The organism is Actinomycetota bacterium, assembly GCA_035540895.1.
GTDB lineage: Bacteria > Actinomycetota > JAICYB01 > JAICYB01 > JAICYB01 > DATLFR01.
In genome coordinates this window covers 1-19,909 of record DATLFR010000096.1, presented here as the reverse complement: position 1 = coordinate 19,909, position 19,909 = coordinate 1, and the positions used below count along the sequence as shown (strand labels likewise).

Sequence of the window (19,909 nt, the reverse complement as noted above, 5' to 3'; positions counted from 1 at the left end):
GCGGCGGCGTGGGCGAACGCGTGGGCGAGGGTGCCGCCGCCCCTCACGAACGCGGGAACCGGACGGACGGGCCCCCGGCCCGGGTGGGTGCTCGCCGCCGCCGGAGCCGCCCTGAGTGCCTCGCTCGTAGCGTGGCGCCGCATCCACCTCCTTCGGTGACACGGTGCGGGGGTGCCCGGTAGGGTACGGCGACCGAGGAGGTGCATCATGCGGCTGGGGCTGACGGTCGGCTACTCCGGACCCCGGGTGACGGACCACATCCCGATCGCCAAGCTCGCCGACGAGCTGGGGTTCGACTCGATCTGGACGGCGGAGGCGTACGGGTCCGACGCGGTGACGCCGCTCGCCTGGATGGGAGCACACACCTCCCGGGTGAAGCTCGGCACCGGGATCATGCAGATGTCGGGCCGCACCCCGACGATGACGGCCATGACCGCGGCGACGCTGGACGCCTTGTCCGGCGGGCGGTTCCTGTGCGGGATCGGTGCGTCCGGACCCCAGGTCGTGGAAGGGTGGCTGGGCCAGCCTTACGGCCGGCCCCTGGGCAAGACGCGGGAGTACGTGGAGATCCTCCGCGCGGCCTGGCGTCGCGAGGCTCCCGTGGTCCACGACGGCGCCCACTACTCGATCCCCCTGAAGGACGGGACGGGCCTGGGGAAGCCCTTGAAGATGATCCTCCACCCACGTCCGGACATCCCGATCTACATCGCGGCCATAGGGCCGAAGAACGTGGCGCTGGCCGCAGAGATCGCCGACGGCTTCATGCCGGCCTTCTTCACCCCCTACCGCCAGGACGCTTTCACCGCGTCGCTCGAGGAGGGTTTCGCCAAGAGGTCGGACCGGCTGCGACCGCGCGAGGATTTCGACGTGGTCGCGGCCTGCCGGGTCGTGCTGACCGACGACGTCGAACAGGGGCTCCAGCAGGTGAAGCCGGCCCTCGCCCTCTACATCGGCGGGATGGGGGCCCGAGGCCGGAACTTCTACTTCGACCTCGCCGTCCGGTACGGGTTCGAGGCAGAGGCCCAGCGCATCCAGGACGCGTTCCTCGGGGGCGACAAGCTGGAGGCGATCTCCCTCGTCCCCGACGAGCTGGCGGACGAGGTGTCGCTCGTCGGACCCGCCGGCCGCCTCACGGAGCGCCTGGCGGCATGGGAGGAGAGCATCGTGACGACGCTCTTGCTCGGGACGGACGACCCGGAAGCCATGAGGGTGCTCGCGGAGGCGGCGGCGTGAGGATCTACCTGCGGCCCGGGTGAACGGGTTGTCGGGACGCGCGGGAGTTCCTCGCGCAAGCGCAGATCCCCTTCGAGGAGCGCAACATCGTGCGCGACAGGCTGTCCGGCGATGAGATACGGGCGCTCGGGGAGAGGGCGGGCGGCGTCGAAGAGCTGGTCGCGCCCCGGCGACGGTCCGAGGTGGAGGGGATGACGCCGGACCAGGTCGTGTCCTACCTGACCCAGGACCCCGGACGTCTGCGCCGTCCGATCATCGATACGGGGGACGAGGTTCACCTAGGGTTCTCCCGGGCCGTCCGCGAGAGGCTCGGTCCGTTCCCGTGAGCGCTCCTCGCGACCGGGGCATGGACGAGACCCGACGACCCCCGGTCCGGAAGGGGATCGTCCGGGCTTTCGTGGCGGCGGTGGCCGTTGCGCTGCTCGTCCTCCCGGTGGGGGTCGGTCCGGAGGGCTCGGTGGTCCGGGTGACCCTCTCCGAGGCGCTGGGACACCTCGCTCAGGGACGGATCGGTTTCGGGATCCTCAGCGGGATCGTCGTGGGCGGGGGTCTGCGGCAGGAGGCCCTGTACCGGATCATCCTGTCGAGCCTCGCCTGGCTCGCGTTCGTGCTGGCGGGACTCGTGCGCCATCAGACGCCCACGGAACCGCCGCCGCGCAGGCGCTGCCCGCACTGCGAGGCGTGGGTCTCCCGCGAGATGTACGACTGCCCCTCCTGCGGGCGCCGGCTCCGCTCGAGATGATCTACGGGTAGAGGCCGCGCAGCCGCAGCGCCTCGGCCACGCGCTCTATCGCGAGCCACATCGCCGCTTGACGGAGGTTGTGGCCGTCGGAGCGGACCCAGACGGCGTCGAAGGCCCGGTCCATGAGCTGGCGGAGCCGCTGGCTGACCTCGTCCTCCGACCAGAACAGTCCCTGCATCGCCTGCACCCACTCGAAGTAGGAGACGGTGACCCCGCCGGCGTTGGCGAGGATGTCCGGCACGATGCAGACGCCCTCGGAGGCGAGGTGCTCGTCCGCCTCCGGGGTGAGAGGCCCGTTGGCCGCCTCGACGATCAGGCGGGCGAGGATGTTGGGGGCGTTCCCGGCGTGGATCACCCGCTCGAGGGAGGCCGGGATGAGGATGTCACACGCCACCTCGAGCACCTTCTCGATCGGGATGGGCTCCGTGCCCGGGCAGCCCGCCACCGTGCCGTTGGCGGCGAAGTGGCGCGCGAGCTCGACGTGGTCGATCCCGGCCGCGCAGAAGATCCCTCCGCCGACATCGCCCACGGCGAGCACCCGGACCCCGAGCTGGGTGAGGAGACGGACGAGGTACGAGCCGACCTTGCCGTAACCGTGGACGGCGGCCGTCAACCCCTCCGTGTCCCAGGAGAGCGCGCGCAGCGCGGCCTCCAGCACGAACGAGACCCCCACCGACGTGCCGGACGCCCGACCCGCCGACCCTCCGACGAGGATCGGCTTCCCGGTCACCGCCCCGAGGACCGGGTAGCCCTCCTTCATCGAGATCGTGTCCATGAACCAGGCCATCGTCCTCTCGTCGGTTCCCACGTCGGGAGCCGGGATATCGACGTTGGGCCCGCAGACGGGAGCGACCTCGCTCGCGTACCGGCGGGTGAGGTTCTCGAGTTCCCGGTCGGACAGCTTGGTCGGGTCACAGATCACCCCGCCCTTGGCGCCGCCGAACGGGAGGTCCACGACCGCGCACTTCCACGTCATCCACATGGCGAGCGCCTTCAGCTCGTCGAGGTCGACGTCGGGGTGGTAGCGCAGCCCGCCCTTCCCCGGTCCACGGGCGAGGCTGTGCTGGACGCGGTAGCCCTGGAACACCTGGATGTCGCCGGTGTCCAGGCGCACCGGACACGAGACCTCGAGGGTCCTCTTGGGTGCCCGGAGCAGCCGGTGCACGTTGGGGTCGAGGCCTATCGCCTCCGCGGCCGTGTCCAGCTGCGCGAGGGCCTGCTCCCAGAGCTGGGTACCCGCTCCCACGCCGTCCAGTATGTCAGCCGCGGGCGAGGGGGTCCGGACGGTGATCTACAGACCGAGCGTCAAGCGGGCCGCGAGGTCCTTGACGGACGTGGGGATGAACCGGGCCGCGAGGGCCGCGGCCTGCGCGTCCGGACCGACGAGGTAGCGGGTCCGGGGCATCCTCGTAGTCATCGCCGTCGCGATGACCTTCGCGACGCGCGCCGGGTCTCCCAGCAGCGGCCGCCAGAGCCGGATCGTCTGGGCGCTGCGCTGGTAGGCGTCGCGGTAGCGACTGTCGTCGTGGCCGGCCAGCCGGCCGCTCACGTCGTCGAAGATCTCGGTCCGGAACCCGCCGGGCTCGACGATCGAGACGCGGATCCCGTCGCTGGACACCTCCATCCGGAGGGCGTCGGAGACCGCCTCGAGGGCGTGCTTCGACGCCTGGTACCAACCGGTCAACGGCGTGGTGAAGCGTCCGTAGATCGAGGACACGTTGACGATGCTGCCGCCCCCGGTCTCCCTCATGTGCGGTATCGCCAGGCGCGCGAGCCTCATCGGCGCGACGACCATCGTCTCGAGGGCGTGCCTGGCCGTCTCGTCGCCCACGTCCTCGACCGCCCCGGTCACCTCGAACCCGGCGTTGTTGACCAGCCCCCAGGGACGTACCTCTTCGATGACCTCCGCGCATCGGGCCGCGTCGGTCACGTCCAGCAGGATCGTTTCGACGACGAGTCCGCGCTCCTGCGCAGCGGTCGTTAGCGTCTCGGCCTTCGACTCGGATCGCACGCTGCCGACCGTTCGGAAGCCGAGCCGCGCGAGCTCCAGCGCGGTCGCGAGACCTATCCCGGAGTTGGCACCGGTGACGAGGACCGTGCGTGACCCCGTCACGCCACCCCTGCCCGCGCGGTGATCGCCGCGACGTCGCAGCCCCGGGGGAGCGTCCCGAACGCCCGCCCCCAGTCGGTCCCCAGACGCGATGCGCAGAACGCGTCGGATACGACGGCAGGAGAGTTGCGCACCAGCAGCGAGGCCTGCAGGATCAGCGCCATCCTCTCGACGAGCCGGCGGGCCCGGCTCTCGATCGCGTCGAGGTCGGCGAGCTCGTCGCGCAGCGACGTGACCGCCGCGTCAACGCGGGGGTCCACCCCCGATACCTCCTCGAAGAAGGCTTCCACCGAGCCCGGCTCCCGAGCCATCGCCCGCAGGACGTCCAGGCAGATCACGTTCCCGGACCCCTCCCAGATCGAGTTCAGGGGGCTCTCGCGGAACAGGCGCGGCATCCCGGACTCCTCCACGTATCCGTTCCCACCGAGACACTCGAGCGCCTCCGCGGCGTGGACCGGTGCCCGCTTGCAGATCCAGTACTTGGCGACCGCCGTGGCGAGGCGCCTGAACGCCACCTCCTGCGGCTCCTGCGAGTCGTAGGCCCTGGCCAGCCGCATCGCGGTGACGGTCGCGGCCTCCGATTCGAGCGCGAGGTCGGCCAGGACCTCCCGCATGAGCGGCTGCTCGACGAGGGGGGCCCCGAACGCCGACCGGTGGGAGGCGTGCCAGATGGCGTGGACCGTCCCGAGCCGCATGCCCGAGGCGGAGCCGAGCACGCAGTCCAACCGGGTGTGGTTCACCATCTCGATGATGGTGCGGACGCCGCGTCCCTCTTCGCCGACGAGGTGCGCCCAGGCGCCTTCGAACTCCACCTCGCTCGACGCGTTCGACCGGTTCCCGAGCTTGTCCTTCAGGCGCTGGAGACGGAAGGCGTTCGGCTCCCCGTCCGGGGTGAACCGCGGGAGCAGGAAGCAGGACAACCCGGCCGGCGCCTGGGCGAGCACCAGGAAGGCGTCGCACATGGGAGCCGAGCAGAACCACTTGTGGCCGGTGATCGCGAACTCGCCGCCACCCATGGGCTCGGCGACGGTCGTGTTGGCCCGCACATCGGAGCCGCCCTGCTTCTCGGTCATCGCCATCCCGCAGAGGGCTCCCTCCTTGTCGGGAGCCGGGAGCTGACGGCGGTCGTAGACGGGGGAGGCGAAACGCGGCTCCCAGACCGCGGCGAGGTCGGACTGGCGCCGGAGGGCGGGGACGGCCGCGTACGTCATCGAGACCGGACAGATGTGCCCGGCCTCGGCCATGGACATCAGGTAGAGCTTGACTCCCCGCGCCACGTGGGCGCCGGGGCGCTGATCGGCCCACGGACCAGCGTGGATACCTGCCCGGACGGACGCCTCCATGAACCAGTGGTAGGCGGGATGGAACTCGACGGCGTCGACCCGGTTGCCGTAGCGGTCGTGGGTGCGCAGGACTGGAGGGTGGACGTTGGCCAGCCTGCCGTTCTCGAGGGTCTCATCGCTCGTTACGAACCGCCCGAGGTCGCTCAGCTCCGGGGCCGCCCACCCGGCTCCCTCGCGCGCGACCGCCTCGGCGAGCGCCAGGTCGTTCGCGAACGCGTCATGGGATGGCAGGGGGGGAGGCTGGTTCGTCACCTCGTGGGTGGTGTGGCGGCGCTCCCTCAGCGACATGGCGTGCCTAGCCGGGCCTCGGGCGGGCCAGCACCTCGTCGACGATGCGCAGGAGGACGTCGGCCGTGAACGGCTTGGCCACGCACGCCTCGGCCCAGGCCATGGCCGGCTCGCCCTCGAGCAGCTCCCCCCACGCCGTCACCACTACGACGGGCACGGCGCGCAGCGCGGGGTCGCCCTTCAGCTTCTCCAAGCATTCGAAGCCGTCCATGACGGGCATCTTGAGATCGAGCAGGATGAGGTCGGGCCGTGAGCGACGGGCGTGGTCCAGGACCTCCTCCCCGTTCGACGCCTCCGTCACCTGGTACCCGATCGGGTCCAGCATGCGCTTGAGCAGGAAGCGGATATCCGGTTCGTCGTCGGCGATGAGAAGGTGACGCTGTCTCTGGCTCACGGTCGCGCGTGCTCCTCCGGGCCCCCGTCAGCGCGACCCATGTCTGCTCCTTCGAGAGACCCCCACTGATTCTACCGGCCGTTCCACGGCGGGCGCCTTCGGCGTAGGGTGGCTCATGCGCCGGATCGGGTTCGTGGGCCTGGGGACGATGGGCGCACCGATGGCGCGTAACCTCCTGTCGGCCGGCTTCGCGGTCACGGTCCACAACCGGACCCGCGTCAAGGAGGAGCCGCTGGCGGCGCTCGGCGCGGCCCGCGCCGCCACACCGGCCGACGCGGCCCGGGATGCCGAGGCCGTCGTGGTCATCGTGTCCGACACCCCGGACGTCGAGCAGGTCCTGTTCGGTCCGGGAGGGGTCGTGTCCGGAGCGGGCCCCGGCACGGTGGTGATCGACATGTCCACCATCTCTCCGGGAGCCACCCGGTCGTTCGGGTCCCGGCTGGCCGAGGCGGGGCTCGAGCTGGTGGACGCCCCTGTCTCCGGAGGGTCGGAGGGAGCCGAGGCGGCGACGCTGACGGTCATGGTCGGCGGCGACCCCACGGTGATCGGACGTGTCCGCCCGGTCTTCGAGGCGGTCGGCTCGAAGGTGACCCATGTCGGTCCCCTGGGAGCCGGACAGGCCGCGAAGGCGGTGAACCAGGTGATCGTGGGCGGGATGTACCTGGCCGTGGCCGAAGGTGTCGCGCTGGCCGAGGGCAGCGGCCTGGACGTGGAGCGCGTCCTCGAGGCGATCGGGTCGGGGGCGTGCCGGTCCTGGGTGTTGGAGAACCGGTCCCGGAACATGGTCGAGCGCCGACACCCCCTGGGGTTCCGTCTCGCTCTGCACCGCAAGGACCTCGGGATCGCCCTGGACGAGGCGCGCCGCGCCAACGTCAACCTCCCGCTCTCCGACCTGGTCGCCCACCTCGAGGACCGGCTCGTCGCCTCGGGACTGGGAGACCAGGATGTCTCCGCGCTCATGGAGGCCCTGAGGAAAGGATGAGGGGGCGTCCCGCGGGACGCCCCCTCTTGGTCGGGACCTCAGACCCCCGCGTAGGCGGGCAGCGTCCGGTAGTTGACGGACCGGTGGCCCTCGGAGGTGGCCCAGATCTGGTCGGACGGGACGGTCGGGTCGAGCGCGACCCAGGGGCTGTCCGGGTAGGGGTCACCCCAGACGAGGTCGTGCTTCACCTCCCACAGGCCGCACCAGGTGCCGTGCTGTCCGGCGTGACTGACCATGCCCCGCTCGCTGTGGATGCAGCCGTGCGCGGCCCGGTCGCGCGGGTCCCAGTAGCTCGCCAGGGCCTGCGTGGCCCCGGGCTGGATCACCGCCGTATCGACGGTCACCCCCGTGTATGGACCGGCAGCGCACCCTCGGTTCCCGTTCTCGTAGGTGATGTGTCCGACGCTGCTCACACCGGACGCGTCGGCGACGGGACCCGGGGTGTATACGCCGATGCGGGTCCATATGCCGAGGACCGGGTTGCAGGGGTCGCTGGCCTGGGCGCCTCCCGCTCCCAGCGGGGCCAAGCCTCCCACGATGCCGGCCAGCAGGACGGCAGCGAACATCCTCTTCCTCATGATCCCTCCGTGGACTCGGTTGCCTGGGAGTGTTCGGCGCCCCGGCCCCGAAACCCTTCCTCCTAGGAAGGGGAGACCGACGTCCGCAGGAGCACGGTCCCTATATCGGGGATGGCCCACCTCAGCTCGGTGCGGCTCGCCGCCACCCGCCCGGGCGCGAGGGCCCAATCGATCGTGGTCGTTCCGACGACCCGGCCGTCGAAGGTCCCGGTCGTGCCGGTCGTCCGGAGCCGTCCCGTGACCGTGCCGCGGAGCTCGGCCGCGTCCGTCCCGGCCACCCGATGGAACCGGACGACCTCCAGACGGGTCGTTAGGTCCGCCCGCAGGACCTCGGTCGTGATCCGCCGCCGGGCGGACCACGGCTCCCGCATCCGCACGGGTCCGCTCGCGAGCGGCGGGTCCAGCTGGTCGACTATGGAGGCCAGGTCCGCCTCCCCGGCGCTGGAGGGGGACACCCCCTGGACCGTGTCCAGGACGAGCCTCCCGTCCGGCCCGCGCACGAACTCGGTGACGATCGGTATCTCGTCCCCCACGTCGAGCCGCAGGGCCGCCCCGTCCCCCAGGTCCGTGACGGTGAGCTGGGCGGTGACGGGCTCGGTCCGCACCGCGGGGTCGCCCGTGACCTCGAAGGTGACCCGGTAGGAGGCGGGTCCGAGCGGACCGCGCTCGAGACGGACGCGGTCGTCGGCGCAGCCGGCGCAGACGAGCGCCAGCAGGCCGAGGGCGGCGGGGAAGGTCCTGCGGAGGGACATATACTCGCGACTACCATACGCATGAGCCCCGAAGACGTCGTCCGTCTCCTCACCGCCGACCCGCGCAGCAACGGGGTCTTCACCGACTTCGACGGCACCCTGGCCCCGATCGTTGACCACCCAGACGACGCAGCCGCCCTGCCGGGCGCGGTCGAGGTACTGGAGGCGCTGGCCGAGCGGTTCGGCCGCGTGGGCGTGATATCGGGACGGTCGCTCGGCGACGTACGGTCCAGGCTGGACCCGAGGGGCGTGGTCCTCGCCGGGTCCTACGGGCGGCAGCGCTCGGACAGGGCCACCCCACCCTCGGGAGCCGATTGGACCGGTGTCGCCGACGAGGCCGAGATCGCGGTGGCCGGGATCGGCGGCGTATACGTCGAGCGGAAGGAGCACGGGGTCGCCGTCCACTACCGTCTCGCGCCGGATGCCGAGCCTCAGGTCAGGACGGCCGCGGAGGAGCTGGCTCGGACGCACGGACTGCAGGTGCGTGCGGGCCGCCTCGTTCAGGAGCTGACCGAGCCCGGACCCGGCAAGGGCGACGCGCTGGCGGAGCTCGCGGACGGGTTGGACGCCTTCCTCTTCGCCGGCGACGACGTGGCGGACGTGGAGGCCTTCCGCCGCGCCCGGACCCTCCCGGCCCGCGCGGTCTGCGTGGCCGTGGTCTCCGACGAATCGCCGCCCGACCTGCGCGACGAGGCCGACCTCTGCCTCGACAGCCAGGAGGAGCTGCTGGACCTGTTCGGCGCGCTCTCGCGCGCTACAGCGCCACGATCGGGCTGAGCACGCGCCGCTCCGCGCGCGACAGCCCCCAGAGGTGGATCAGCAGCAGGATCGTCGAGCCCGCGAGGTACCTCAACGCGGGCTGGCGGAGGGTCCCGGGGTCCCGCCGCGCCGCGACCACGAACGGCTCACCGACGAGCTGGCCCTCGGGGTCGTCGGTGACCCGCGGGTCGCGCGTGATGGGGCGGACCTCCGCCTGCGCGAGGAGCAGGCCCTCCTCCTCGATGAACCTGATCGCGGTCACCTCGTTCGTCGCGATGATCGGGATCCCCTCGATCCGCGGGAGCTCCGTCGGCAGCAGCTGCTGGGCCTGCGTGCAGACGTCGCGCTCCACCTCGGCGAGCGCGTCCGGTTGGGCGTCGAGGCAGTTCCCGACGGCGGACCGGAAAGCGTCCGCCTCCTCGAACCGAGGGTCTCCCTCCTCGACCGACTCCCACCCGCCGCCGGGGTACCGGCCCAGGGAGGACAGGTTCACGTCGTCGACCGTGACCTGCCCGACCCGGTCGGCATCGGCCCCCAGGACGATCCAATGGGGCTCGACGCCTCGTGGTCCGAGCGCGGTGACGACCCAGAACACCGACATGATGAACATCAGCCCGAACAGCGACGTGGACGCGATCCAGTAGCCGAACCGCCATCCCGTGTTGAGCGCGATGAGTACGTAGACGCTCCCGTGGAAGACGATGATCGAGCCGATGAAGATGACGAGGCCGATCGGGTGTTCGATCACTGCTGACCCCCCGCGCCGCGCTGGATGCTCTTGAGGTACGCGATGACCGCGTCTATCTGCTCCTCGGTGATGCGGTGTCGCCATGGGGGCATCGGAGTGTTCGGGCGCCCCTCCTCGACCGTCATCCGGACCGCCGCCTCACCGGAGCCCCGTACGTCCTCGACCGGCATCGACTGGAGACGCTGCATCACCGCGTCCGCGGTCGGCTGCTGGCCGTCGCTCTCGATGAACATCTGACGCTGCAGCTGCTGACGCGCCACACCGCGCCCGAGCCGCTCGAACGACGTGGTGAGGTCGGGGGCGTAGAAGGTGGGGACCGGCTGTCCCATCGGTCGTCCTCGGGCGTCCGCGCCGTGGCATACCGCGCACTTCTGCTCGAACACGGTCCGGCCCTCGGTGATGTCCGCGCTCAGCTCGAAGCGCTCCTCGCGCTCGACCTGCAGCTCGTGCTCCATGTAGTTCAGGACGTCCTCGATCATCTGGTCGTTGAGCGGCCCACCGAAGGAGACGGCCCACGCCGGCATGGGGGTCCCGGGGCGCCCGCGCTCGACGATCTCCTTTATCTGGAGCCGCGTGAACCGGTGGAAGACGTTGTTGAGTGGCGGAGCGGGCCATTCGGTGTCCGTAGCCGCGAAGCCGCCGCTCCCGTCCGGACCGTGGCACCCCGCACACTCCGCCTCTTCGAGCCAGATGCGCTCGCCCCGTTCCGTCGAGACGTCGAGGAAGCTCCTCGCGTAGTTCGCGGCCCGGAAGGGCTCCCTCACCATGTAGACGGCCAGGAAGCCCGCGCATACGGCGGCGCCGGCCATCCCCCAGACCTGCATCTTGTGCAGCCGGGAGGTCTCGAGCACGGTGTCGGTGTCCCCGCGGGAGAAGTTCTGGGGCAGCGGTTCCTGCTGGGTCCGGCGCGGCCGCCCGTACAGCAGGAGGAGCACCACGAGCAGCCCCAGTGTGGCGGCCACGACGAGGACGGCTATCTGTTGCGGTGTCATCTCCCGGCGCCCTCCACGTCCGTCAGTGAGAGCCCTCCGCCACCGCGATGCAGTGGGGACCGGCAGGCGGCTGGTTGATCGTGTCCACCCCGAAGGCGGGCTGGGCCGTGTCTTCGGACGTGTCGACGAACACGATGTCGTTCTCGATGTTGATCTTGAACCTCCACAGCCCGGCGGGCGCGGGCGAGCCCGGCATGACCTCGCCGGCGTAGTTGTACTTCGAGCCGTGGCAGGGGCACTCGAACCACTGCGAGGTCTCGCAGAAGGGCACCCGGCAGCCTAGGTGCGCGCACTTCTGATAGAGGGCCATGAGGCCGCCCGCGGCGACGCCCGCCTGGACGTACGGGTTCTCCTCGTCCTCGCTCTCGTAAGGCACCAGGTAGAACCTGCCCTCCGAGCTGTAGTAGGGGCGCCCCTGGGACCGGATCTCGTCGAGGATCTCGTCGCGGGTGCCCGCGCGGATGACGCCTCCGAACCCGGTGACCCGGTTCGGCCAGAGGAAGGCGAGGGTTCCGGCTCCCATCCCCACGCCGAGCCCCGTCATGGCCAGGAGCATCGTGCGGTTCAGGAACATCCGCCGGTTCACCTGGACCTCCGGCGAGTCGGGGACGGCGGCTGCGGCCGTGGGGGCAGGGGGCGCGGGAGACCGACCGGCCCGGGGGACGACCCGCATCCCGGATGGACCCGCGGTCGCGGGCGGGCGCCGCCTGAGCAGCGTCCCCATCAGCAGCAGGAAGCCGATGCCGGCCAGCACCACGGCCAGCCCGACCACCACCGTGACGGCGTCCACCTTCTCCTCCTCTCGGCTACGTCAGATCTCGAAGAAGACGCAGGCCCTGTCGCCGCAGTCGTCCCAGGGGTAGACCCAGTTCCAGCCCGGCCCTCGCACGAACGAGCCGATGACCGTCAAGGTCGCCCAGTACATCATGAACATCGTGAAGAGCACGATCACGAGCTTGCGGTCCTGAGGCCTCACGCTCGGGTTGCGGTCGACGAAAGGCAGCGCCATGAGCCCCAAGAGGGTGAACTGGGGGATCGTCACACCCGCCACCTGCGGGTGGTAGTAGCGCAGCAGCTCCTGCAGGCCCAGGAAGTACCAGGGCGCCTTCGATGGGTTCGGCGTCTGGTTCGGGTTGGCGAGCTCGAGGAACGTCACGTCGATCATCGACAGGACGAACAGGAGCACCGAGCAGAGCAGGAGCGCGACCAACTCGGCCATCAGCAGGTGAGGCCAGACGTTGATCTTGTCCTCCGGCACCCGCTGCATGCGCTGGATGGCCTCCTGGCGCACGACCGCGAGCAGGCGGTCCTTCGGCGGAGCCCCTCCTTGCGGCTTGACGGGGAGGTCGGTGTCGGTCATCCCAGGTTCCTTTCGGTCTACAGCGGGCCCGAGAACCCGTCCTTGCGGACCCGCCAGAAGTGAACCGACATCAGGATCACGATGATGAACGGGAAGAAGAGTACGTGCAGGACGTACCAGCGGAGCAGGGTAGCGCCCGAGATCTCGGTCCCCGCCAGGAGCACGAAGTTCACCTGCTTGCCGATCACGGGAGCGAAGCCCCCGATGTTCGTGCCCACGGTGACGGCCCAGAGCGCCAGCTGGTCCCAGGGCAGCAGGTACCCGGTGAACGAGAGGAGCAGGGTCAGCAGCAACAGGAGCACGCCGACGATCCAGTTGAACTCGCGCGGCGGCTTGTACGCGCCCGTGTAGAACACCCTGGCCATGTGCAGGAAGACCGAGAACACCATGAGGTGTGCGCCCCACCTGTGCATGTTGCGCATCAGCAAGCCCAGGTTGACCGTCGTGTGGAGCGCCGCGATGTCGTGCCACGCCTCGGGGTCGGTAGGGCGGTAGTAGAACATCAGGAAGATCCCGGTGAGGGTCAGGATGACGAACAGGAAGAACGAGAGGCCGCCGAGGCAGAGGGTGTAGCTGAACCTGACGGAGTGCCTCTTCACCTTCACCGGGTGCAGGTGGTAGAGGAGGTTGTTGACCATCACCATGGCCCGGTTCCGCGGATTGTCCTGGTAACCGCGACGGAAGGGGGAGCCGGGACGGAAGACGGCCTTCCAGAACTGGCTGTCTCGGATCTTGCGGTCTAGCTCTTCAGGGACGTTGGACAGGTCGGGTTTCCGCGGACGGAGCCGTCTCGCCACCAGTTCCTCCTCTAGCCCTGGTCCCTAGTCGCCCGTTCAGGTGGTGCCGAGCTGACGCTTCCCGCCTGCGCCCGCCTTGGCGAGCTTGTCCATCGTGATGGCGTCCGTGGGGCATCGCTCGACACAGATGTTGCAGCGCGTGCACTCCGTGTCGTCAACCCAGAAGATGACGTGAGGCTTGTCCTGCTTGATGGCGTCGTCGACCATCAGGGCCGCGTCCTCGCCCTCGACGGCCCCCGCGTCCACCATGAACAGGCAGTGCCAGGGGCAGTGGTCGACGCACGCGCCGCAGACTATGCAGAGCTCCGGGATGAAGCCGAGGTACTTCTTCGCGCCCTTGGCGCGCTTCATGTCGTCGGCTTCCATCACCGCGATGTTGAAGTGCTCTCCGTCGAAGCGTATGGGCTCGTTCATGCCTTGAACCTACCCGCCTTCCGCTGGCGCTCACCCCAGAGGTAGGCGAGCACGAACAGCAGCACGAAGAAAGCCCCCTGGATGGTGTTGACGACGATGTCGCGGATGATGATGTAGGTGTCACCCTCCATGAACGCGGCGAGCGGCGCGATCGGGATGTGCTCGGCCAGCGCGGTGTGGGTGGAGTCGAACCAGTAGAGCATCCGTGAGGGGATCTCGGCGATCAGGAGCATCCCGATGACGGTCAGCCACATGCCCATCAACGTGGCGGTCGTCCACGTCAGCCGTCGGTCCGATCGCACGATCCACCAGAGGGGGAGAGCGATCGCCACCGTGAGGGCGGTGAGGGCCACGATCAGCAGCATGGTCGGACGATTCTAACCCCGGAAAGGCCCTGGAGACAAACGTGAAGCGGTTCACAACCGAGGCCCTGACCAGCGTATTCCGCGTGACGCGTCGCTGACCAGCGGTTATGACCGAACGTCAGTCGCCTCTCCCATCTCCAGGGCGCGCAGCACCGAGGCGGCCTCGGACTCGAGCGGTGTCCTCTGGGCCTCGTAGACCTCCGGGTCGACGAGTCCGGAACGGCGGTCGGCCTCGAGGTCGCGCAGGGCACGCAGGAGCGCGTCCCGCCTGGCCACGAGAGAGGCGGTCCGGCCCGGATCGCCGGCCGACGGGAGGCGAGGTCGGTACAGCGGGGCGGCGACGAACGCGGCCAGCCCGATGAGCACGACCGTGAGGGCTACGACGTCCATGCGGGCGTCGCCTCCTGGGCCGGAGCGGGTATCCGCGGCCGCTGGGGGGCGGGCGGGCGGCGACGGCCTGCCACCAGCGCCACGACCGACCCGATCACGGACATCGCGGCGCCGGCCCACACCCAGAAGACCAGCGGGTTGAGGTGGATGCGGTACACGACCCGCCCGCACTCGGTCGCCCGCGAGAGCGTGCAGGGCGTCCCGCCATCGTCGTCGGCGCGGGTGCCGGCCAGGATCACGTAGAGGTCGGACAGAGGGGTGGTCCGGATGGCGATCTCGGACTGGGGCTGGTCGAAGTTGGGGTGCATGTTGAGCTGCGGGCGCAGCGTGGCCAACCGGCGCCCGCCGCGGGAGACGTCCAGGACGGCCAGGTTCACATCCTTGTCCGGGACGACGGACCGCTGAAGCTCGCGGTGCTGGAACTCGAACCCGGCGAAGGTGAAGCGGTCCCCCGGGAACGCCGCCACCTCCGTCTGCGAGTGGAAGACGTTGCCTGCGAACCCGACCGTCATCACCGCGATGCCGAGGTGCACGAGGTAACCGCCGTAGCGCCGCGGGCTCGTCCTGAACGCCGATCTCACGGGTGAGGGGGCACCGGTCGCGCGCCTCGTCCGGACCCCCCGGGCGATCTCGGCCAGGCTGGCCGCGGCCAGCAGGACGGCCACCCAGACCACCGCCGCGAAGGCGACGCTGCGAAGCGCGACGCCGAGCGGGAGAGTCACCCCCGACGCGACCGCCGCCGGGCCCTTCAGGCGGTTGGCGATCGCGCGGAGCGAACCGCGCCTCCATGGGACGACGGGTCCGATCGCGGCGAGGATCAGAAGCAGGCAACCGAGCGGCGCCATGATCCGGTTGAAGAAGGGGGGACCGACGGCGAGGCGCTCCCCGGTTAGCGCCTCGGTGATCAGCGGGAGGATGGTCCCCCACAGGATCACGACGGTCGCCCCCACGAAGAGCAGGTTGTTCACGAGGAAGGCCGACTCGCGCGAGACGGGGGAGTCGAGGTGGTGCTCAGTTCGCAGGTGGGGGAGGCGCCAGACCAGCAGCCCGAAACCGACGAGCGTCTGGGCCGCCAGGAACAGGAAGAACCACCGCCCGATGGGAGATTCGGCGAACGTGTGGACCGACGACAGGAGCCCGGACCGGGTGAGGAAGGTCCCGAACACGGCGAGGTCGGCCGCGGCCAGCACGAGGAAGATGTTCCAGACCCTGAGCATCCCGCGCCTCTCCTGCACGACCGACGAATGCAGGAATGCCGTGGCCGCCAGCCACGGGAGCAGGGCTGCGTTCTCCACCGGGTCCCACGCCCAGTAACCGCCCCACCCGAGCTCCGTGTACGCCCAGGCTCCCCCGAGCACCATGCCCGCGCCCAGGAACAGCCACGGCGTCAGCACCCAGGTCCGAGCGACCCGCAGCCACTCCGCTCCCGTGCATCGGGTTACGAGGGCGGCGACGGCGATGGCGAGCGGGACGGAGAGCCCCGTGAAGCCCAGGTACAGCAGGGGCGGGTGGATGACCATCCCGGGCGACTGCAGCAGCGGGTTGAGCCCGCGTCCGTCGGCCGGGACGACCTCAGAGGGCGTGAACGGGTTCGAAGCGAGGGCGGTCACCAGTCCGAACGTGAGGATCGTCACGCCGACGACGGGGATGCCCCACCCGAGGAAGGGCTCGGTCGCGGGCCGGCGGGCGCCCGCGAAGATCGCCGCGTACAGCGCGAGCATCCAGCACCACAGGAGCAGGGAGCCGTCCATGGACGACCAGAAGGCTGAGAACGTGTACCAGGGCTGGGTCGCCCGGCTGGACACCTCCGCCACGTAGGCGATCGAGAAGTCGCGCGTGAACAGGGCCCACCAGAGCAAGAGGGAGGCCAGCGTGAAGGACGCGGCCACCGCGACGACGGCGCGTCGGGCGCTGTCGAGGAGCTCGGGGCGGGCGACCGTCCACCTGCCGTCGAGGCGGCGCATCGAAGCCGGCGCCGCGACCGAGGCGTACGCGGCGAAGCCGCATGCGACCAGGATGAGCCCGCGTCCGAGCATCAGCCGGTGGTGGCGGGGTGGTCCTCGGCCACGTACTTCGACGAGCACTTGGCCAGGACGCGGTCCGCCACGAGCACCCCGTCCCGGCCGATCCGGCCCTCGGCGATCGCGTCCGTCGCCTCCTGGAGGGTGTCGGGCACCTCGCCGCTGTAGTGGACCTCGACCTCGTGGGCGCCGTCCGTGACGAGGAAGCGAACGTTGGAGCCGTCCCGCACCAGGCTCCCGTCTACGATCCGGCCGCCTACCTTGACCCGCGTCTGCGGGTCGGGCGCGGCCGCCGCGATCTCAGACGGGGTCCGGTAGTAGGAGAGTGCGTCGGGGGAGGCGATCGCCCACGCCCCTAGCCCGCCGATCCCGGCGAGGATCAGTCCGATCCCGAGGGCCCACTTGAGCCGGCGTCCGGATGGCGGTGCCTGGAGCGCGGGGGGGTCTGCAACCTGCATGGCCGCTCCAGGGTACCCGCTCACTCAGCGGTGGTCGTCCGCTCGGCCCTCGATCCGCGAGATACGGTCGGCGATACGGCGCTGCTCCCGCGCGAGGCGCCACAGGTAGAGGGCGAGGGCCGCCCAGACGACGCCGAACGCGGCGGCCAGCCATCCCAGCGCCTCAGACATGGGCCTCGAGGACGTCCAGACGCTCCCGCGCCGACATCTGCGCCACCCGTAAGGCGAGCAGGCAGGCGAACACGAGCGCGAACGCGGCGAGGGAGACCAGCAGGGTGGTCAGCATCTCGGACGTGAGCTGGGGGCCGGCCCGCGATATCACGGTCGGCTCCGGGTGGGCGGTGTTCCACCAGGTCACGGCGAAGTGCACGATCGGGATGTCGATGGCTCCGATGATCCCGATGACCGCGGCGACCCGCGCGCGCCGGGCTCCGGGCGGGGTCAGCGAGCGGAAGAGCAGGTACCCGACGTAGACCGCCCACAGGACGAGGGTCGTCGTCAGGCGTGCGTCCCAGACCCACCAGACCCCCCAGGTCGGGCGGGCCCAGATGGAGCCCGTCACCAGGACGATCGTCGTGAACAGCACGCCGACCTCGGCGGCGGAGGCGGCGACCCTGTCCCAGCGCTCGGGGCCGCTGGCCACCACGAGCACGCTGGCCACCGCCACCACCGCGAAGGCGAGGTACGCGAGCCACGCGGCCGGCACGTGGACGTAGAGGATGCGCTGGACGTCTCCCTGCACGGCTTCGGTCGGTGCCCACAGGAAGATGAGCCCGAGGGCGGCCGATACGGCGACGAGCGCGGCCAGCGGGAGCGCGGAGGGGAGCCGGTCGGTCATTCCTCCAGAGCGTAGTCGAACAGCACGATCGAGGTGCCCACGGAGACGAGGTCGAACCCGATGAGGATCACGTAGCCGGTCAGCGTGCTCTCGAGGTGTGCCCCCCCGAGGAGGTGCCCCAGGAGACGGACGCAGGCGATCGTCTGGGGCACGAGGAGCCCGAACAGCAGGACCGGGACGACGAGCTCCCCCGAGCGGGTCTGCCCGGACATCGCTCCCAGCAGCAACCCCCACCCGAGGACCCCCACCAGCCCGAGGACGGCTACCCCGATCGCCTCGAGGACGCGGGTGAGGTCGCCGCCGAACAGGACCGCCGTGACCGGGACCACGACCGCCGCCAGCGCCCCGAGCAGGACGAGGGAGGCGAGGAGCTTCGAAGACAGGATGAGCACCGGGTCCACGGGAGCCGCCCGCAGCCCGTCGAGCGTGGCGTCGCGCCGCTCGGAGTCGAAGGTGCGACGCACCTCGAGCATGGAGGCGAGCAGCAGCGTCGCCCATGCGAACCCGCCCGCCGCCAGCGGGCGCGCTTCCGCTCCCGGCGGCAGCGCGAACTGCAGCGTGATGAGGACGGCGGCCCCGAAGAACAGGAGCGTGGACGCCCGCTCCAGCCCTCGCGACTCCACGAGGGCCTCCTTCCAGACCAGGCGGCCGAGGGTCCTCATGCTTCCCGGACGAGGCCGGCCGCGAGCTCGACCACCCGGTCGCAGACGGAGGACGCCCGCTCGGGCTCGTGGGTCGCCATCAGGACGGCCCCCGGGGAGCCGAGCAGGAGCCGAGTCATCGCTTCGACCCCCTCCGCGTCGAGGCCGGCGTAGGGCTCGTCGAGGACGAGCACCGAGGGACGGTGGGCGAGCGCGCACGCGAGCCCGACCCGCTTGCGCATCCCCTGCGAGAAGGCGGACACGCGCCGGTCGTCGGACGGGTCGATGCCGAGGCCGGCGAGCATCCCGAGCCCCTCGCCGGGTCCGACGCCATGCAGCCCGGACCAGAAGCGGACGTTCTCGGCCGCGGTGAGGTTGGAGTAGAGGGCGGGCGCGTGCCCGAGGACCCCGATCCTCCGTCGAGCGGCCGGGAGGGTCGGGTCGGCCCCGGCGACCCGGACCGCGCCCGAATCGGGCCGGAGGAGCCCGGCGACCAGCCGCAGCAGCGTGGTCTTGCCCGCGCCGTTATGTCCGAGCACGGCCACGCGCTGTCCGGGCGGGACCTCGAGGTCCACCCCGTCGAGCACCCGGGTCCGGTCGTACCGGCGGACGACCTGCCGCAGCGAGACGGCGGTCACGCCGTCCCGCCCGGCTGTCTGCGTCGTACGAGTGGGAAGAGCAGCAGCGCCAGAGCCACGACCACTCCGCCCACCACGAGCGCGGTCCGTGGCCACCCGGCCGGACCCTCGAACGTGAGGGCCACCTCGACCCGCTCACCCGGCTCGAGGTCGCGGCCCGTGTACCGCTTGGCGTTGACACCGCCGACCGAGACCTCTCCCGCCGCTTCGAGGGAGGGGGCGTCGACGGTGACGTCGCCCGCCCACAGGAGCTCGAGCCGATCGGTCGGGTGATCGGGCTGACGCACGATGGTGGACCGTTCGGCCGGACGGGGGAGGGTGTACCCGTAGACGATCTCCGTCCGGCCCGGGAGGACCGGGGCGTCGCTCGTCAATCGGTCCTGATCGTCGAACCGCAGGAGCTGGCGCGATAGCCCGCGCCTGGGCTCGAACCCCGACGCGCCCTCCAGGATGGGGAGCCGCAGGCCGCCCGTGAACGCGGCCTCCCCGTCGACAAGCACGTTGAGGATCTGGAGCACGTCCAGCCCGGCGGGGACGACGGTCAGGAGCGTCGAGTCGAGCTCGACCCGCACCACGGAGTCGTCGGTGGTGACGGCCGCCACCGTGAGGTCGACGGTCCGGTCCCGCTCCGCGTCGAGCACCAGCACGTCGCTCGGGAAGGTCGCCTGCTCGTAGGCAGCCGACACGACGTACGCATCGGTGGGGCCCGTGGGGAGGCCCTCGAAGGTGTAGCGGCCGTCATCCGCGGTCGTCGTCTCCCGGCGCTCGGCCTCCGTCGTCGCCTCGAACCGGGTGAGGGTCACCGCGGTCCCGGCGGCCGGCGTCCCCTGGGCGGTCCGGACCGTGCCCGCGATCCGCCCGTCCGCCGGCTGCGGTGTGGGGTCCGGGGGCGGTGTGCCGGCCGGCTCGAGGGTGAGGCCGGGCGTGGGTCCGGCGGGAGCGGGAGCGGGCTGCCCGGCCGAGGCGACGAGCCCGGCTGTGGCAACGGCGGCCCCGGCTCCCACGGACAACGCAGCGAGCCAGAACGGCATCGCGCGCAGCGCGACCGATGTGAGTCGAGCGAGGC

Annotated in this window: 26 protein-coding genes; 5 read left to right on the top strand and 21 right to left on the bottom strand. The window is 70.9% G+C overall.

Annotation, left to right across the window (positions count from 1 at the left end):
- Positions 1 to 207: 207 nt before the first annotated feature.
- The 3 genes from VM840_05605 (at position 208) to VM840_05595 (ending at position 1,975) form a co-directional block, all read left to right on the top strand.
- The gene (locus VM840_05605) at positions 208 to 1,233 is read left to right on the top strand and encodes an LLM class F420-dependent oxidoreductase (GenBank protein ID HVL81052.1); all 1,026 of its coding nucleotides are present in this window, start codon (positions 208 to 210) and stop codon (positions 1,231 to 1,233) included.
- Between the two features lie 89 nt (positions 1,234 to 1,322).
- Entirely contained in the window at positions 1,323 to 1,559 is a 237-nt protein-coding gene (locus tag VM840_05600; protein ID HVL81051.1) for an ArsC/Spx/MgsR family protein, read from the top strand.
- Between the two features lie 20 nt (positions 1,560 to 1,579).
- Positions 1,580 to 1,975 (top strand): hypothetical protein, encoded by a 396-nt coding sequence (locus VM840_05595; GenBank protein HVL81050.1) that lies wholly within the window; start codon positions 1,580 to 1,582, stop codon positions 1,973 to 1,975.
- A gap of 1 nt (position 1,976) precedes the next feature.
- Here the strand turns inward: VM840_05595 and VM840_05590 are convergent, their stop codons facing one another.
- From VM840_05590 to VM840_05575, 4 genes are read right to left on the bottom strand one after another with little or no spacing between them, the layout of a single operon-like run.
- On the bottom strand, positions 1,977 to 3,221 hold the full coding sequence (locus VM840_05590) for a Glu/Leu/Phe/Val dehydrogenase (GenBank protein HVL81049.1): 1,245 nt from the start codon (positions 3,219 to 3,221) through the stop codon (positions 1,977 to 1,979).
- A gap of 45 nt (positions 3,222 to 3,266) precedes the next feature.
- Positions 3,267 to 4,088, bottom strand: a complete 822-nt coding sequence (locus VM840_05585) for an SDR family oxidoreductase (protein ID HVL81048.1) — start codon at positions 4,086 to 4,088, stop codon at positions 3,267 to 3,269.
- Positions 4,085 to 5,716, bottom strand: coding sequence for an isovaleryl-CoA dehydrogenase (locus VM840_05580; GenBank protein ID HVL81047.1), 1,632 nt, complete (start codon positions 5,714 to 5,716; stop codon positions 4,085 to 4,087). The genes VM840_05585 and VM840_05580 overlap by 4 nt, the downstream gene beginning before the upstream one ends.
- Positions 5,717 to 5,723: 7 nt before the next feature.
- Entirely contained in the window at positions 5,724 to 6,110 is a 387-nt protein-coding gene (locus VM840_05575; GenBank protein HVL81046.1) for a response regulator, read from the bottom strand.
- 115 nt (positions 6,111 to 6,225) lie between these two features.
- On the opposite strand from VM840_05575, the gene VM840_05570 reads away from it, so the two are divergent.
- Positions 6,226 to 7,092, top strand: a complete 867-nt coding sequence (locus VM840_05570; protein HVL81045.1) for an NAD(P)-dependent oxidoreductase — start codon at positions 6,226 to 6,228, stop codon at positions 7,090 to 7,092.
- Positions 7,093 to 7,130: 38 nt separating this feature from the next.
- Here the strand turns inward: VM840_05570 and VM840_05565 are convergent, their stop codons facing one another.
- Together VM840_05565 and VM840_05560 are read right to left on the bottom strand one after the other, a co-directional pair.
- A complete protein-coding gene (locus tag VM840_05565) occupies positions 7,131 to 7,670 on the bottom strand; it encodes a hypothetical protein (GenBank protein HVL81044.1) in 540 nt (179 codons plus the stop codon).
- A 62-nt stretch (positions 7,671 to 7,732) separates the two neighbouring features.
- Complete coding sequence (locus VM840_05560) at positions 7,733 to 8,422, bottom strand: hypothetical protein (protein HVL81043.1); 690 nt, start codon at positions 8,420 to 8,422, stop codon at positions 7,733 to 7,735.
- 21 nt (positions 8,423 to 8,443) lie between these two features.
- Here VM840_05560 and otsB point away from each other — a divergent pair, with 21 nt between their 5' ends.
- On the top strand, positions 8,444 to 9,199 hold the full coding sequence (otsB, locus tag VM840_05555) for a trehalose-phosphatase (GenBank protein HVL81042.1): 756 nt from the start codon (positions 8,444 to 8,446) through the stop codon (positions 9,197 to 9,199).
- On the opposite strand, the gene VM840_05550 is transcribed toward otsB, so the two are convergent.
- The 15 genes from VM840_05550 to VM840_05480 all read right to left on the bottom strand — a co-directional run.
- On the bottom strand, positions 9,177 to 9,929 hold the full coding sequence (locus VM840_05550) for a hypothetical protein (GenBank protein HVL81041.1): 753 nt from the start codon (positions 9,927 to 9,929) through the stop codon (positions 9,177 to 9,179). The two genes, otsB and VM840_05550, sit on opposite strands and share 23 nt — an antisense overlap.
- On the bottom strand, positions 9,926 to 10,921 hold the full coding sequence (locus VM840_05545) for a c-type cytochrome (GenBank protein HVL81040.1): 996 nt from the start codon (positions 10,919 to 10,921) through the stop codon (positions 9,926 to 9,928). Before VM840_05545 ends, VM840_05550 begins: the two co-directional genes overlap by 4 nt.
- Positions 10,922 to 10,943: 22 nt before the next feature.
- Positions 10,944 to 11,711, bottom strand: a complete 768-nt coding sequence (locus tag VM840_05540) for a Rieske 2Fe-2S domain-containing protein (protein HVL81039.1) — start codon at positions 11,709 to 11,711, stop codon at positions 10,944 to 10,946.
- A 21-nt stretch (positions 11,712 to 11,732) separates the two neighbouring features.
- On the bottom strand, positions 11,733 to 12,281 hold the full coding sequence (locus VM840_05535) for a hypothetical protein (GenBank protein HVL81038.1): 549 nt from the start codon (positions 12,279 to 12,281) through the stop codon (positions 11,733 to 11,735).
- 17 nt (positions 12,282 to 12,298) lie between these two features.
- On the bottom strand, positions 12,299 to 13,078 hold the full coding sequence (extP, locus tag VM840_05530) for a selenite/tellurite reduction operon b-type cytochrome ExtP (GenBank protein ID HVL81037.1): 780 nt from the start codon (positions 13,076 to 13,078) through the stop codon (positions 12,299 to 12,301).
- A gap of 36 nt (positions 13,079 to 13,114) precedes the next feature.
- The gene (locus VM840_05525) at positions 13,115 to 13,492 is read right to left on the bottom strand and encodes a 4Fe-4S binding protein (GenBank protein HVL81036.1); all 378 of its coding nucleotides are present in this window, start codon (positions 13,490 to 13,492) and stop codon (positions 13,115 to 13,117) included.
- Positions 13,489 to 13,857 carry a hypothetical protein gene (locus VM840_05520; GenBank protein ID HVL81035.1) on the bottom strand — a complete coding sequence of 123 codons (369 nt, stop codon included), beginning with the start codon at positions 13,855 to 13,857 and terminating at the stop codon, positions 13,489 to 13,491. The genes VM840_05525 and VM840_05520 overlap by 4 nt, the downstream gene beginning before the upstream one ends.
- A gap of 105 nt (positions 13,858 to 13,962) precedes the next feature.
- Complete coding sequence (locus tag VM840_05515) at positions 13,963 to 14,247, bottom strand: hypothetical protein (GenBank protein HVL81034.1); 285 nt, start codon at positions 14,245 to 14,247, stop codon at positions 13,963 to 13,965.
- Entirely contained in the window at positions 14,235 to 16,283 is a 2,049-nt protein-coding gene (locus tag VM840_05510; GenBank protein HVL81033.1) for a heme lyase CcmF/NrfE family subunit, read from the bottom strand. The genes VM840_05515 and VM840_05510 overlap by 13 nt, the downstream gene beginning before the upstream one ends.
- Positions 16,283 to 16,726, bottom strand: coding sequence for a cytochrome c maturation protein CcmE (locus VM840_05505; protein ID HVL81032.1), 444 nt, complete (start codon positions 16,724 to 16,726; stop codon positions 16,283 to 16,285). Before VM840_05505 ends, VM840_05510 begins: the two co-directional genes overlap by 1 nt.
- 24 nt (positions 16,727 to 16,750) lie before the next feature.
- Positions 16,751 to 16,897 carry a CcmD family protein gene (locus VM840_05500; protein ID HVL81031.1) on the bottom strand — a complete coding sequence of 49 codons (147 nt, stop codon included), beginning with the start codon at positions 16,895 to 16,897 and terminating at the stop codon, positions 16,751 to 16,753.
- The gene (ccsA, locus tag VM840_05495) at positions 16,890 to 17,564 is read right to left on the bottom strand and encodes a cytochrome c biogenesis protein CcsA (GenBank protein ID HVL81030.1); all 675 of its coding nucleotides are present in this window, start codon (positions 17,562 to 17,564) and stop codon (positions 16,890 to 16,892) included. Before ccsA ends, VM840_05500 begins: the two co-directional genes overlap by 8 nt.
- Positions 17,561 to 18,226 (bottom strand): heme exporter protein CcmB, encoded by a 666-nt coding sequence (locus tag VM840_05490; protein ID HVL81029.1) that lies wholly within the window; start codon positions 18,224 to 18,226, stop codon positions 17,561 to 17,563. The genes ccsA and VM840_05490 overlap by 4 nt, the downstream gene beginning before the upstream one ends.
- Positions 18,223 to 18,843, bottom strand: a complete 621-nt coding sequence (gene ccmA, locus VM840_05485; protein HVL81028.1) for a heme ABC exporter ATP-binding protein CcmA — start codon at positions 18,841 to 18,843, stop codon at positions 18,223 to 18,225. The genes VM840_05490 and ccmA overlap by 4 nt, the downstream gene beginning before the upstream one ends.
- On the bottom strand, positions 18,840 to 19,909 hold a 1,070-nt coding region (locus VM840_05480), incomplete at its 5' end, for a carboxypeptidase-like regulatory domain-containing protein (protein HVL81027.1). The genes VM840_05480 and ccmA, both read right to left, overlap by 4 nt.